This is a genomic window from Aerococcus mictus (assembly GCF_003286595.3).
GTDB classification, from domain to species: Bacteria; Bacillota; Bacilli; order Lactobacillales; family Aerococcaceae; genus Aerococcus; species Aerococcus mictus.
The window spans coordinates 1,637,137-1,652,236 of record NZ_CP132985.1 but is presented as its reverse complement, the minus strand read 5'-3'; the positions used below and the strand labels follow the sequence as shown (position 1 = coordinate 1,652,236).

Below are 15,100 nucleotides of genomic sequence, written 5' to 3'. Positions count from 1 at the left end.
ATCCGCTTTCTCTCAGCTAGTAAATAGTAGCTGTGGGAGAGCGGATTTTATTGATTTTATCGGAAGAATGACTACTTACTAAAAAATCCCTTATAAATTTGTAAAATAATATTTAAAGAAAAACAATTTTGTATATTTACATATATTTTATTATAATTATTAAAAAGAAAAATTATTATAGAATATATGCTAAAAATCCTTTATAATAATAGCGCTAACATGTTAGAAAATATTATTTATTAAAAAGAGGAATGTTTATGTTAAGTAAAAATAATCAACATGAGCAGATACGTAAGCGTAGTCAACGGAACTATCACTATGCTATCAAGAATCTTAAAATAGGTGTATTTTCAGTAGCTGTATCGGTAGGATTGAGTTTTCTAGGCCAAGGGGCTATTGTCCAAGCCGCAGAACTCCAAGCTGCTGACACGCTACCAAGTTCTGCTACTGTTGTCGATGAGAATGCAAAAGAAAATAAGAATAGTCCAGTACAACCTGAAGCTGTCCACGCTGAAACGCCTGCTTCCAATACACAAGCAAGCAACAAGCCAGCTGAAGTTCAGCCAGAAGCGGTAAAACCAGCCCAAACTGGTCAAGCAGACACGGCTCAAGCAGAAGCGACAAAACCTGCTAAAGCTGAGCCCACAGCTGAAGTTCAACCAGTATCTGACGAAAAAGAGAATAAAGTAAGTAATGCAGAGAAGGCAGCTTCTCCACAGGCTGAAAAACCTGCAAAAGATGTTGCTCAACCCGAAAAGGGAGAAGAAAAATCTGCCCCCAAACAGGATGCAGCTTCCGAAAATTCTGAAGTTCGGGCCGTGAATTATGAGGGGGATTCAGCCGTTACCTATACCTCGTTAGATAAGGTACAATTACCAGAATATGCGGGGATCTTCTCACATGATTACTTCAATGAAGATAAAAATGCGACAACTCCAGCAGCAATCGCTGACTTTGTCAAGGAAGCTCTTAAAGATAAGGGATTAGGTGATGACGTTACTTATACCGTCGACAAGGCTTCCTTTAACCAAGCTCTTGCTAAGACAGGAGGTCCAGCTCGGGTTGAAAATAGTGGTGACGTTATAGTTACTTTGAAACAAGGAAATGTAAGCAAGACGATCAAGGTAAGAGCCCTTTATTTCAGACCATCCTATACGTCATGGGAAAAAGACTTAACTAAAATTGAAACGCCACATTCTAAGCCTGATAAGAAAGACTATTATAAAAAAGATGATCATGTGCGTTCCAGCCACTCTTCCCATAATGCAGGAAAATTGAATGTCGCTGATCCAAACAACTACACTCTAACTGAAGAAGAGAAGAATAAAATTATTAATGACTTTAAGGCAGTTAATACTAACCTAGGCTTAAAGGATCCCAAATATTCTGTAGATGACAAGGGAAATCTAACAATTACTGAAGGTGACTTTTCTACGGTAATTCCCCGGGATTATTTTATTTCTAACTTTGGTTTTGTGAAGGATATCTTAGTCTTCCAAAAAGAGGGTGAGAAGGAAGCTTATCCACTGACCAATCCTATTAAGGTTCCAGTAAGAAATGACAAGGAATATAAAGACCTTTGGGGTGCTAATGGGACTGGGATTAAAAAGAAGGGATATCCTTCTAAATTTAAATATGCCATTCAAAAAGACAAAGATGGCAATAAGTTCCTAGTACTTTCGGGGACTTACAATAATACGAACAACGAACCTCGCAAAAATGGGAAATATGAGATTTGGGGGAAATATGGTATTGGTAGTCACGCCGACAAACCCCAAGATTACTTCCAATCCTTCACCAATGTTTATAGGGTTCGCGTCTTACGGACTAAAAATGGCACAATCATTAAGAATTTAGACACAGAAAAGATTACTCCTGAAGAACTTGAAAACGCAGCAGGAGTTGACTACAAAAAGTTATATGCACTCAACTCTCCAGACGATCCAAAAGGGACCACTGATGCACAAGTACGGGCAGCTGTTAAGGCTAGAATCACCGAAGAATTCGATGCTTCAGGATTAAAACATCAAATTGGGATCCAAAACTTTACCGGTAGAGCCATTGCTGATAAGCATAAGGATAGTGACCGCTTCAATGAAGAGAATATTTCTAATGAATTCGTAGCAACTGCTATCTATTACTCTGAAAAGATCAAGGAAACCCTGGTCAAAGATCCTGCTAACTTAAACCCAAATGAAATCGCGTCCATCAAAGCCAAGATAGAGGAACGCAACAAGGCACTTGGCCTATCTGATGATGACATTACGGTTGACCAATCAGGTAATATTTCCATCCGTATTAAAGATCCAAACTCTAAAGAAAAAGACGGCAAGACGACAGTCAAATTCACGAAATCAGCGCCTTTGGTAACTGCAAGTTATCCAGTAAAAACCGTTCAAGCAGGGGACACAGAGACCTTAGAGATCACACCAAGTAAGAAGGATGACCCTAACTACAAATTCCCTGAAGGTACAAAATTTGAATTGCCAAGTGGAGATGGCGTAAGCAATCCAAATGGTTTAACCGTGGATCCAAAGACCGGTAAAATCACCTACAAGGCGCCAGCAGATGCTGAAGAGAAGGATGTCGAGGGAACGATCAATGTGACCTTACCAGGTGAAGACAAGCCAACACCTATTCCTTATCTCATCCATGTTCAACGTCCAAGTTACGCCAACGTGAGATATGTCACAAGTGATGGCAAGGATATTGATCCTAAGTTTAGAGCAGAAGCTGAAGACAAGTATCCAAGTGAGATTAAAGGTAAACGCGATACTCGAGTCATCGAATACGCAGGGCAAAAAGACTTCTCAGCACCTAAATTTGTTGGTTATGTCTTCGAAAAACCACAAGTAAATGGCCAAAACCAAAACTTCAATCCACAAAAGAATGCAACCCTAGAACTTGTCTATAGAAAAATTGATGAAATCATTCCAGCTGACTCCGGACAAGGCAAGCCTGACGGTTATGTTAAGGTGACCTTTAAGGATGTTGAAGGCGGCAAATTAGACCAAGCGGATGCTGATAAGGTTTACTTCGTCAATCCAAAAGCGGGCGTCAAAATTTCAGAGAATGGCGCGAACTTAGTGGGCAAGGACAAGAATGGTAAAGAGCAAAAAGTTGCCCTGCCAAAAGTTTCTGCCGATGATAAATATAAGGTTAACTATCACAAACCTTCTGCTAATGAAACCACAACTTGGGCTTACGATAAATATGACCAAGTCGGTAAAGAAATTACCGAAGATAAGGAATTTACCGCTCAAGTCCTTAAACAACTCGAACCTAAGTACAAAGACGAGACCGGTATTCCAGGTGAGAAAGTTACCGTAAAGAAACCAAACTTCACCGACAAAGATAACAATCCAACTACGGAACCAGCAGGTACGACGTACGAACGCGGCGAAAACGCTCCAGAAGGCGTGACTGTCAACAAAGACGGTAGCTTAACTGTTAAGGTACCAGAAGGCGCCAAAGACGGCGATGTGATCACTGTCCCAGTGAAGGTCACTTACCCAGACGGGACCACAGACACTGTGGAAGCCAAAGTCACTGTAAAAGACCAAAGCCAAAAGGTAGAACCAGCTTACACACCTGAAACAGCGAAACCAGGCGAAACGAAGAAAGTTGCGAAACCAAGCTTCACAGATAAAGATGGTCAAAAAGTAGATGAACCAAAAGACGCTAAGTACACAGCTCCAGACAAAGATGCAAAAGACTTGCCAAAAGGTGTGACAGTCAAAGAAGACGGCACCCTCACTGTCAAAGTTCCAAATGGTGCCAAAGATGGTTCAGATATTGAGGTTCCAGTTACTGTGAACCCAGATGGTAGTCTAGATGTGAAGATTCCAGAAAATGCCAAAGATGGCGTTGAAGTGAAAGTCCCAGTGAAAGTAACCTATTCAGACGGCACAACGGATCCCGTTAACGCCAAAGTCACTGTTGTCGACCAAAGCCAAAAGGTAGAACCAGCTTACACACCTGAAACAGCGAAACCAGGCGAAACGAAGAAAGTTGCGAAACCAAGCTTCACAGGTAAAGATGGTCAAAAAGTAGATGAACCCAAAGACGCTAAGTACACAGCTCCAGACAAAGATGCAAAAGACTTGCCAAAAGGTGTGACTGTCAAAGAAGACGGCACCCTTACTGTCAAAGTTCCAAATGGTGCCAAAGATGGTTCTGACATTGAGGTGCCAGTTACTGTGAACCCAGACGGTAGTCTAGATGTGAAGATTCCAGAAAATGCCAAAGATGGCATTGAAGTGAAGGTTCCTGTTAAGGTAACTTACCCAGATGACACAAGCGATACGGTTGATGCCAAAGTTACCGTCGTCGACCAAAGCCAAAAGGTAGAACCAGCTTACACACCTGAAACAGCGAAACCAGGCGAAACGAAGAAAGTTTCCAAACCAAGCTTTACAGATAAAGACGGCAATCCAACTAATGAACCTGAAAAAACAAACTATACAACGCCAGACAAGGACAAATTACCAGAAGGTGTGACAGTCAAAGAAGACGGCACCCTCACTGTCAAAGTTCCAAATGGTGCCAAAGATGGTTCAGATATTGAGGTTCCAGTTACTGTGAACCCAGACGGTAGTCTAGATGTGAAGATTCCAGAAAATGCCAAAGATGGCGTTGAAGTGAAAGTCCCAGTGAAAGTCACTTACCCAGACGGCACAACGGATACCGTTAACGCCAAAGTCACTGTTGTCGACCAAAGCCAAAAGGTAGAACCAGCTTACACACCTGAAACAGCGAAACCAGGCGAAACGAAGAAAGTTTCCAAACCAAGCTTTACAGATAAAGACGGCAATCCAACTAATGAACCTGAAAAAACAAGCTATACAGCTCTAGACAAGGACAAATTACCAGAAGGTGTGACAGTCAAAGAAGACGGCACCCTTACTGTCAAAGTTCCAAATGGTGCCAAAGATGGTTCAGATATTGAGGTTCCAGTTACTGTGAACCCAGATGGTAGTCTAGATGTGAAGATTCCAGAAAATGCCAAAGATGGCGTTGAAGTGAAAGTCCCAGTGAAAGTCACTTACCCAGATGGCACAAGCGATACGGTTGATGCCAAAGTTGCCGTCGTTGACCAAAGTCAAAAAGTTCAACCTAAGTACGACGACAAGACAGGCACCCCAGGTCAAGAAGTTCCAGTAGAAAAACCAAACTTCACTGACAAGGACAATAAGCCAACCAAGGTTCCTGAAGGTACGAAGTACGAATTAGGAAAAGACGCTCCACAAGGAGTAACCGTCAACCCAGACGGAAGCTTAAGTGTTAAGGTTCCAGAAGGCGCTAAAGACGGCGACGTGATCACTGTTCCGGTTAAGGTAACCTACCCAGATGGGACTACAGATACTGTCAACGCCAAAGTGACGGTTAAGGATCAAAGTCAAAAGGTAGAGCCTAAGTACGAGGACAAGACCGGCACCCCAGGTCAAGAAGTTCCAGTAGAAAAACCAAACTTTACTGACAAGGACAATAAGCCAACCAAGGTTCCTGAAGGTACGAAGTACGAATTAGGAAAAGACGCACCACAAGGTGTGACTGTCAACCCAGACGGTAGCTTAAATGTTAAGGTTCCAGAAGGGGCCAAAGATGGCGACGTGATTACTGTTCCAGTGAAAGTAACTTACCCAGACGGGACTACAGATACTGTGGAAGCTAAAGTCACTGTTGTTGACCAAAGTCAAAAAGTGGAACCTAAGTATGGTGAAAAGACAGGAACTCCAGGTCAAGAAGTTCCAGTTGAAAAACCAGTCTTCACTGACAAAGATGGCAACCCAACCAAGACTCCAGAAGGGGCTAAGTACGAACTTGGCAAGGATGCCCCACAAGGCGTGACTGTCAACCCAGACGGTAGCTTAAGTGTTAAAGTTCCAGAAGGCGCCAAAGACGGCGACGTGATTGCTGTTCCGGTTAAAGTAACCTACCCAGATGGCACTACAGATACTGTGGAAGCTAAAGTGACCGTCGTTGACCAAAGTCAAAAGGTCCAACCTAAATATGACGACAAGACCGGCACCCCGGGTAAAGAAGCTAAGGTAGATAAGCCAAACTTCACCGACAAAGACGGCAATCCAACTAAGACTCCAGAAGGTACTAAGTACGAACTTGGCAAGGATGCCCCACAAGGCGTGACTGTCAACCCAGACGGTAGCTTAAGTGTTAAAGTTCCAGAAGGCGCCAAAGACGGCGACGTGATTGCTGTTCCGGTTAAAGTAACCTACCCAGATGGCACTACAGATACTGTGGAAGCTAAAGTGACCGTCGTTGACCAAAGTCAAAAGGTCCAACCTAAATATGACGACAAGACCGGCACCCCGGGTAAAGAAGCTAAGGTAGATAAGCCAAACTTCACCGACAAAGACGGCAATCCAACTAAGACTCCAGAAGGTACTAAGTACGAACTTGGCAAGGATGCCCCACAAGGCGTGACTGTCAACCCAGACGGTAGCTTAAGTGTTAAAGTTCCAGAAGGCGCCAAAGACGGCGACGTGATTGCTGTTCCGGTTAAAGTAACCTACCCAGATGGCACTACAGATACTGTGGAAGCTAAAGTGACCGTCGTTGATCAAAGTCAAAAGGTTCAACCTAAATATGACGACAAGACCGGCACCCCGGGTAAAGAGGCTAAGGTAGAAAAACCAAACTTCACCGACAAAGGCGGCAACCCAACTAAGACTCCAGAAGGGGCTAAGTATGAACTTGGCAAGGACGCTCCACAAGGTGTGACAGTGAATCCAGATGGTAGCTTAACCGTGAAGGTTCCAGAAGGCGCTAAAGATGGTGACGTGATTACTGTTCCGGTTAAAGTAACCTACCCAGATGGCACTACTGATACTGTGGAAGCTAAAGTGACTGTCGTTGACCAAAGTCAAAAAGTTGAACCTAAGTACGGCGATAAGACCGGTACCCCAGGCCAAGAAGTGCCAGTGGAAAAACCAAACTTTACCGATAAAGATGGCAAGACCACTCCAGCCCCAGAAGGTACCAAGTACGAACTTGGTAAAGACGCCCCAGAAGGCGTGACTGTCCACCCAGACGGTAGCTTAACTGTGAAGGTTCCAGAAGGCGCCAAAGACGGCGATGTGATCACTGTACCAGTGAAAGTAACTTACCCAGACGGGACCACAGACACTGTGGAAGCTAAAGTCACTGTCAGCGATCAAAGTCAAAAATACACACCTAAACCAGTGATTACCTTGGTGGATGACTTGAATAAGATCACTAAGGAAGAACAAGACCAAGCAGTCAAATCGTTGAAAGACTTTAATAAAGATCTACCTAAGGACACGGTCATCACTATCGATAAGGACGGCAATGCGATCTTCACCTACCCAGATGGCACTAAAGACCTCATCGAAAAAGATAAAGTCTTTGCTGAACGTGAAACCACCTTGCCACCAGTCTTCGATAAAGTGAAGGAAGGCGACAAGCAAATCAGTGGTAAGACAGAAGCCTTCGCTAAGGTTATTGTGACGATTCCAGGTCTAGATAAGCCAGTTGAAGTCACTGCTGATAAAGACGGCAATTTCCTTGTTCCAGTTCCTGATGGAGTTACACTGAAAGCTAAGGACAAGATTACCGCTATTGCTCAAGGCAAGGATAAGAAGGTTTCAAAAGTAGGAGAAGTGATTGTGGATGAAATCCCAACTTCACCACTACCAAGTCCTTCAAGTCCAAAACCAGCTAGCCCAAGTCTTGAACCTAGCCATCCTGCTGCTCCTAAGACAGAGGACAACGATCACCCAAGTCAAGAAACTGATCACAGTCAACAACCAAGTCAAACTACAGTAACTGATCACAGTCAACAAGCAAAGACTGATCATTCTACTGAAACCATTGCTAAGGAAGACAGTCAAAGCGCTGCTACAGCAAGTCCAAAGCTCAGCCGAGTGGAAGAGAAAGAAAGTCAAACTAAAAAAGCCGCTCAAACTGAAAATGCCAACACCAGCCTACCTAAGACCGGTGTGGTTGCAGCACCAGTAGCCTTGGAACTCTTGTTAGTTGCCGCAGGAGCAATCCTAGCCCTTCCAAGCAAACGGAAAAACAAATAAAAGCTTTTAACCATCACTAGATAATTCTTACCAACCAATCACTTGATGTGAAAAAAGCTTAAAAGAAAACCGATTTCTCCTAGCTAGATTTCTGATTAGCTAGGGGAGATCGGTTTTTAATTTTGGTAATAAAAAGGTGTTGAGCGAGCAGAAGGCTTCACCCAACACCATAAGGAATAGTTATCTATAGGCATGAATCGCTAGCATTAGGTAAAATATTTATGGTTAAAGAAAACCAAAAAGAAGACAGCTAAGGCAAATCCAATGGAAATCCAAAGCGTTCCGCTGAGCCCGAGCGAAGCGATGGTTATACTGCCCAGTAAACTAGACAGCATGATGGCTAAGTCATAGGAAGTCGCGCTGACAGAATTGGCTAAGGCCTTGCCATGGTCAACTTGTTTAGTGGTTGCGGTTTGCAGGAGGGTCGTCATCGGCGCAAAGCCTAATCCCCAGAGGGCGAAGGCCAGGTAATTAATCAAGGGACTAGGGACGTTAACCACTAAGATAAAAATGGCGATGGCGGTTAGAGCCGAAATGGCTAGGGTTAACTTGAAGAGATAGCGGTCAATAAAGCGGGCGACAATGCCGATCGATAGAAGGGCGCCAACCCCAAAGGCCGCTTGGGCAGAGGCCACGGCAATGCCTGCTGTTTGGGCAATGAGTTGGATAAAAATGTAAGAAATATATTGGGCCATCACGATTAGAATCGTTGCCAAACTGGCAATCAAAATTCCCTTATTTTTTAAGAGCTTGCCGTAGTTGTTATCAGCATTGTATTCTTCACCATCTACTGGAGGAAAGAGTTTCAAACCAAGGAGAGCGGAGGCAATAAATAAAAGCGTAATTAAAACAAATCCCATCCGCCAACCAAAGGCCTTAGCAAAAAGCGTTGCTAGAGGTAGGCCGACACTCAATCCAAAAGTCACTCCCGCTAGGACAATGGCAGTCCCACGTCCTGCTAAGTGCAAGGGTAAAAAGCCAATAGGGTAAGATCCTAACATAGCCCAGAGTGCTCCCGCAGCTGCTCCGGCGATAATCCGTGCCAAAAAGGCGATGAGAAAGTTGGGAGCAAAAGCAATGCATAAATTGCTGACAGCGAAGAAGCCACAGACCCATAGCAAGTAGGTTTTCCGGTTGACCTGTGAAAAGGCCCGGGTAATGGGAATACCGACTGCGGCCGACATAATGGCATAGGTCCCAATAAAGAGACTCATTCGTCCTAAAGGCACGTTAAAAGCACTGGCCATTTCTTGCAAGAATCCTGAAGGCAGTAATTCTGAAATCATGGCAATACAAGCGATAAAAGCTAGTATCAATAAATTTTTCCAAGGAAGTTGCTTAGTACTCATAAAACAGTCCTTTCTTTTATTAATAAAATTTTATATAACCATTGCTATCATATCACGAAAGTAGGGGGATAAAAGAAAATTTAAGCCAAAAGAATTGAGAATTCCTCCCAATAAAAGGGACTAGGAATAGCGAATTTTTTGCCTAGTTAATCAATGTTCACGATTGAACAGAAGTAAAATTCATCATTTTCTGGAAATTTTAGCGAATTTTGCTAAAATAATGTCCAAAGGAAAAAAACAAAACAGGCCGTTTCTTTTTGGTTCAATAAGAATTATTAAAAAATGGCTTGCTAGCGAAAGGATACTTACTATGACTAAAAAATTAACTGATACCGTTACTTTGCGGCACGGGGCTCAATTAAAGGGCCGGATTGTCCAACCGCCAATGTTAACTAATAGTGGATTGAGCGAAGGTTTTGTCAGTCAAGACACTCTAGACTATTACGCAGCGCGTTCAGAATCAGCTGGATTGGTGATTGTCGAATATTGCTATGTGATTAAGGATGGTGGTCCTTCCCATACCTGGGCAGCCAACAAGGAGCAGTTAGGGATCCAAAGTGATGACCACATCGAAGGCTTAAGTAAAATCGCCAAAAGCCTCAAAGCAAAAGGTAACAAGGCTGTTATTCAATTGAACCACTCCGGCCGGGAATCCAATTTCCCTGCCCGCCACGGGGGTCGCGCCTTAGCGCCGAGTGCCATTGACTTTTCTTTCTTAGACTATCCAGTCCAAGAAATCACTGAAGAAGAAATTGATGCGACCATTAAGGCCTTTGGAGAAGCTACCCGCCGCGCCATTAAAGCCGGTTTTGATGGGGTAGAAATCCATGGGGCTAACCACTACCTCCACCAACAATTCTTCTCCAAATGGTCCAACCAACGGACCGATAAGTGGGGCGGTTCCTATGAAAACCGGACACGCTTTATTCGCGAAGTCAATGATGCGGTCTTTGAAGTGGTTAGAAAAGAAGCCCCTGCTGACTTCATTATTGGTTACCGGATCAGTCCAGAAGAAATTCACGGGGACAATGTGGGTTACACCTATGAAGATTCTACCCGCCTAGTGGAAGATTTAGGTAAGGATTATGATTTTGACTATATCCATGTTTCTAACTTAAACTATAAGGGCAAACCCGCTGGTCAAGATAAGACTTACTCCCAATTTTACCGTCAAGTCTTGCCTGACGAGGTGAAGTTGATTGTCGTTGGGGGGATTACAGATGAAGAAAAGGCCCAAGATGCCCTGAACTATGCTGATCTAGCAGCAGTCGGCCGGGGAACTTTGATTGATCCTCAATTTGGAAAGAAAATTTTAGAAGGTCGCGGCGATGAAATTGTTACTGCCATTTCACCAGAACAAGTGAAAATTTCCAAACTCCCACCCGCTTTGATAACCCTCTTCTCAGACCCACAAATGCCACTGAAAATGCCAGGTCGTGAATCGATTTACTATCTGCATGATCTCTATAAGGGAGACGACTATTACCGCGAGGGCTATTAGTCGTCAGCTTTTATAAGCTGGTCAAAGACCAAGAGAGAAGGACGGCAAGGAGCAAGCCAAGGACTCATTAGACAAAAAGGGGACATGACTGTGATTGAAATTATTTGCCATGAAGAGGCTGGATTAGGCCGGGGAAGGGAAGTACTGGACCAGGTTCAAGCTTATCTTGATGACCACCAGCAGGGCTATCGCGTGCATACTACCGCTTATCCGGGCCATATCTTTGACTTAGTACCAGAGCTCCTGGATAATTTTCAAAAGGAGAGCCGCCTCTTGGTGATTGGTGGCGATGGGACCCTCCATGAACTAGTCGCCGTCCTCCAAGCTAAGCAAGTCGACATTCCCCTGACCTATTTACCAGCGGGTTCAGGCAATGATTTCTCACGCTATTTCCAGCAGGATAAAAGCAGCTTGTCTGACTATCTAGCCCCTTTAGTGGAAGGATCATCCCCTCAAACTCTGCCCATCTACCACTATCAATTGGGCCAAGAGGGACGCAGACGGTCTTTGGTCAATAGTTTAGGGCTGGGTTTTGATGGTGTCGTCATTGAGCAAGCCATCAAGCTCAAAGAAAGTCAGGGAATCTTTCGTAAGCCCTGGGGCAATAAATTACGTTATATCGTGGGGCTCTTTCAAAGCTTACCCCGGTTGTCACTTTTTAATTGCCACTTGAAGATCGATGGCCGGCCCTATCATTTTGACCGCTGTGCCTTGGTGGTCTTTATGAATAACCCTTACTTTGGCGGGGGCATTCATCTCTACCCCTTGGAAAAAATCAAGGACCGCCAAGTATCGGCCATTGTTATTCATGATATTAACCCCCTGGCGATTGTAGACCTCCTCTACCGTATTTTTATCAGTCACCAGCAAGAGTCCTCTCCTTATATGACTCATTTAAGCGGGAAATTGGTTGAAGTGGAGATTGATAGTCCAATGATTAGCCAAGTCGACGGGGAAAGTTTAATGATTGATCAATATCCTGTCCGGGTCTGGCAAGGTCAGCAAGATTTTTATCTTTAAGAGCAGTTTATTGGCCTCGAATGAGACTAGGAAACATAAAAAGTAACTATCAAATTAAAAAAGTACTGACTTCCTTAGTGGGGGTACAAGAAAGCGAGCGGACCATTTGCTGGACCTGCTCGCTTTTTAATTGATTATTATTTTTCGCCTGCTTTAGGAAGTAGATCTTCCTCACTGGGGTCAGGGAGGTGAAATAATTGCTCATAGGCGTAGCATTGCGGTTTTCTAGCGGTACAGATATAGCGGCCAAAGCGCACTAAAGCTTGGTGGGCTTGGCGCCATTGGGATTCATCGAGTAAGTCAGTGACCCGCTTTTCGACCTCTTTCACACTGGCATCTTGGTCAACGATGCGGTGGTGCTTGCAGACTCTTTGAACATGGGTATCCACCGCAAAGGCAGGCACATCATAGGCGATACTCAGGACTACATTAGCCGTTTTACGCCCGACGCCAGAAATGCTTTCAATGGCTTTACGGTCTTTAGGAACCTGGCCGTTGAAATCTTCAATAATTTGTTGGGCAGCCTTTTGGATGTATTTGGCCTTATTTTTATAGAGGCCAATGGGCTGGATATAGGGTTCCAAGTCTTTAGGACTGGCTTGGGCCATCTTCTCGGCAGTGGGGTAGTCCCTAAATAATTTGGCAGTGACTTTATTGACTCCTTGGTCAGTCGATTGGGCGCTGAGAATCACAGCAATCAGCAATTGGAAATTGGTCTCATAGTTTAATTCAGTAGTCACATGGGGATAAAATTTAATCATCTCTTGGAGAAGATAATAGGCATTTTGGTCAGATAACATAAGGGTCACCTTTCTTAGTGGAATTCAGCAAGAAATTCTTCCCCTTTGAAAGAAAATTTTGCTAGCGATAACTATACTTTACCATGACTAGCGGGAATTCGCTGGGTTAACCATTGCAATCGAAAAAGGCTGAGCACTTTTGTACTCAGCCTTAGTATTTGATACAAGTATTCTTAACAAAACGTGTTCCAAGCGCAGAGCAAGCGTCCGCTTCAGAAAAAGGCGCTAAATTCTCTTTGAGAATTTTAATACCTTTTTTTCCCAGCGGTCTTGCTCTTTGACGCACTTGTCACACTCAGCCTTTTTAGTCGTTATGTTTTTAGAGGTTTTTTAGCTAGGCTTCTTGACTGGCGTTCTTACCGGCGATTCGGCCATAGGTAAAGATATCAGCTAAGGCGTTACCACCTAAACGGTTACCGGCATGGACACCACCAGCTACTTCACCAGCAGCGTATAAGCCCTTGATGATTTCGCCATCTTGGTTGATGACATGGGCATCGGTATCGATCTTCAAGCCACCCATGGTGTGGTGGACAGCTGGTTTACGTGGGGTCGCATAGAATGGTGCGACTTCTACCTTTAGATCGAAGGCATTCTTGTGGAAATCAGGGTCTTCCCCTTTTTCAACATAAGAATTATAGGTAGCTACGGTTTCTTCTAGCACACTTGGGTCAACCCCAATTTGTTCCGCTAATTCACCAATGGTATCAGCTCGGTAGAGAGTACCTTCTTCCACTTGTTGGTCGATTTTTTCTTGGCTGGTATTATAGGCCGTCTCCTTAATTTCATCGTCTGCGATTAAGTAGAAGAGACTGCCGTTAGCGATGGCTGCCTTGGAAATTTCATCCCGGGTACCAAATTCATTAACGAAACGTTTACCTTCTTGGTTGACCATGAGGAAGTTTGCTGGCGGAACTTGGAGACCGGTGAAGAGTGCTCCGGTTTCAGGGTCACAGGTTGGGAGCATTTGGATCATACCCATGTCGACTAAGTCAGCGTGGACTTGTTCCCCTAATTGAATCCCGTCACCAGTGATGGCAGGGGAGTTAGAGGTTTTAATGTCATCGTCAATCCGTTCCCAGTAGGTGTTGTATTCTTGGAGCATCTTGGTGTTGGCCCCAAAACCACCAGAACCTAGAACAACGGCTTTGGCATTAACGGTTAAGCTAGCGCCTTGGTGGTCTGCTTTCACCCCAACGACACGGTCGTCTTCGACGAGTAATTCGTTAACGCGGGCATCAGTGATGATTTGGCCGCCATTGTCTAAGATGAATTTTTCGAGATTCTTGACATAGGCATAGCCGTTGTCACTAGTTGGTTGGTGACCACGGCGCCACATTGCCCCAACTGGCATTTCCACACTCTTGTAGTTGAAGTCCACCCCAATGTCTGATAACCAGTGGACTGAGTCCAGCACGTTATCAGTTAAGGTCTTGACGAGGTCGTAGTTCCCATAGACTTGGTTGCCCTTGAGGTCAGTCCGTTTACCACCGAGGTAGGTTTGAATCCGGTGTAAGAGGGTGGAGTCGAAGAGGTATTCGTCCTTACCATCGACTTCCTCTAAGTAAGCCTTAATTTGTTTTCTTAATTCGCGGAAGTCTTCTAAGTATTCTTGGTCGATTTCACTTTCATCAAGATTGTAAATTTCTTCTAAGGTGTGGTCTTCACCGGGGAGAGCCTTGAATTCTTTTTGCCATTCAGGGTCAGCAGCGTTCATTGGGCCACCGGTACGGACGGTATTCCCACCGATCACAGGGAATTTTTCTAACAGGATGACCTTTTTACCGCTTTGTAAACTAGCAGCAGCTGCGGATAAACCAGCTCCACCACCACCAACGACTACGACATCCGTTTCCAAGCTTTCGTCTTGGGCGGTTGCTTTTTCAGGCTTAGGCCGTTGGCGTAAGACTTCTGGATCAGCGCCGGCTTCTTTAACCGCGTCGGCCACCCCATCGATAATACCGTGGCTAGACACGGTAGCACCCGAAACGGTATCTACATTTAGAGTTTGCCCAGCAATAATGTCTTGGGGCACTTCAGTAAAGACTGGGCTAGCAATTCCCTTGGTTTCCCCACTAGAATCGACTTCGATTTTTTCGATCCGGTGTTCAGATAACTCAACTGTCATGGGGAGGGAGCCGTTATGTCCATTAGCACGCACATGATAGGTGCCTGGTTTAAAAGTTAATTCTTTAAATTCACTCATGTTTGCATTCCTTCTTTCTCTTCGGTATTTTCTTGACACCTTAAGAATAGCACAAGCAACCTATTTTTGTCAGCGCTTACACTCGGCTTAATTGCCTTTAGCTATGCCTTTTTAAGAAGTCTTTGATGACTGAACGGTTATATAACCAGGCTTGGAAG

6 protein-coding genes are annotated in these 15,100 nt (G+C 44.3%); 3 read left to right on the top strand and 3 right to left on the bottom strand.

The annotated features are described in order from the left end of the window. Positions 1 to 257 precede the first annotated feature (257 nt). Positions 258 to 8,066, top strand: a complete 7,809-nt coding sequence (locus DBT49_RS07530) for a YPDG domain-containing protein (protein WP_286048966.1) — start codon at positions 258 to 260, stop codon at positions 8,064 to 8,066. Positions 8,067 to 8,272: 206 nt separating this feature from the next. On the opposite strand, the gene DBT49_RS07525 is transcribed toward DBT49_RS07530, so the two are convergent. Continuing rightward, on the bottom strand, positions 8,273 to 9,415 hold the full coding sequence (locus DBT49_RS07525; RefSeq protein ID WP_070559703.1) for an MFS transporter: 1,143 nt from the start codon (positions 9,413 to 9,415) through the stop codon (positions 8,273 to 8,275). Positions 9,416 to 9,725: 310 nt separating this feature from the next. Here DBT49_RS07525 and DBT49_RS07520 point away from each other — a divergent pair, with 310 nt between their 5' ends. Together DBT49_RS07520 and DBT49_RS07515 are read left to right on the top strand one after the other, a co-directional pair. Beyond that, positions 9,726 to 10,916 carry an oxidoreductase gene (locus DBT49_RS07520; protein ID WP_070559705.1) on the top strand — a complete coding sequence of 397 codons (1,191 nt, stop codon included), beginning with the start codon at positions 9,726 to 9,728 and terminating at the stop codon, positions 10,914 to 10,916. Between the two features lie 90 nt (positions 10,917 to 11,006). Continuing rightward, positions 11,007 to 11,936, top strand: a complete 930-nt coding sequence (locus tag DBT49_RS07515; protein ID WP_168163201.1) for a diacylglycerol/lipid kinase family protein — start codon at positions 11,007 to 11,009, stop codon at positions 11,934 to 11,936. Positions 11,937 to 12,073: 137 nt separating this feature from the next. On the opposite strand, the gene nth is transcribed toward DBT49_RS07515, so the two are convergent. Together nth and DBT49_RS07505 are read right to left on the bottom strand one after the other, a co-directional pair. Next, on the bottom strand, positions 12,074 to 12,736 hold the full coding sequence (gene nth / locus DBT49_RS07510) for an endonuclease III (protein ID WP_070559709.1): 663 nt from the start codon (positions 12,734 to 12,736) through the stop codon (positions 12,074 to 12,076). 334 nt (positions 12,737 to 13,070) lie between these two features. Next, positions 13,071 to 14,942: a flavocytochrome c gene (locus tag DBT49_RS07505; RefSeq protein WP_070559710.1), complete on the bottom strand. Its 1,872-nt coding sequence runs from the start codon at positions 14,940 to 14,942 to the stop codon at positions 13,071 to 13,073. Between the last annotated feature and the right edge of the window lie 158 nt (positions 14,943 to 15,100).

What these genes read in the sequence shown, in the direction of transcription:
- DBT49_RS07520 (WP_070559705.1), top strand. Translation starts at nt 9,726, where the DNA reads ATGACTAAAAAATTAACTGATACCGTTACTTTGCGGCACGGGGCTCAA.
- DBT49_RS07530 (WP_286048966.1), top strand. Translation starts at nt 258, where the DNA reads ATGTTAAGTAAAAATAATCAACATGAGCAGATACGTAAGCGTAGTCAA.
- DBT49_RS07505 (WP_070559710.1), bottom strand. Translation starts at nt 14,942, where the DNA reads ATGAGTGAATTTAAAGAATTAACTTTTAAACCAGGCACCTATCATGTG.
- DBT49_RS07525 (WP_070559703.1), bottom strand. Translation starts at nt 9,415, where the DNA reads ATGAGTACTAAGCAACTTCCTTGGAAAAATTTATTGATACTAGCTTTT.
- nth (WP_070559709.1), bottom strand. Translation starts at nt 12,736, where the DNA reads ATGTTATCTGACCAAAATGCCTATTATCTTCTCCAAGAGATGATTAAA.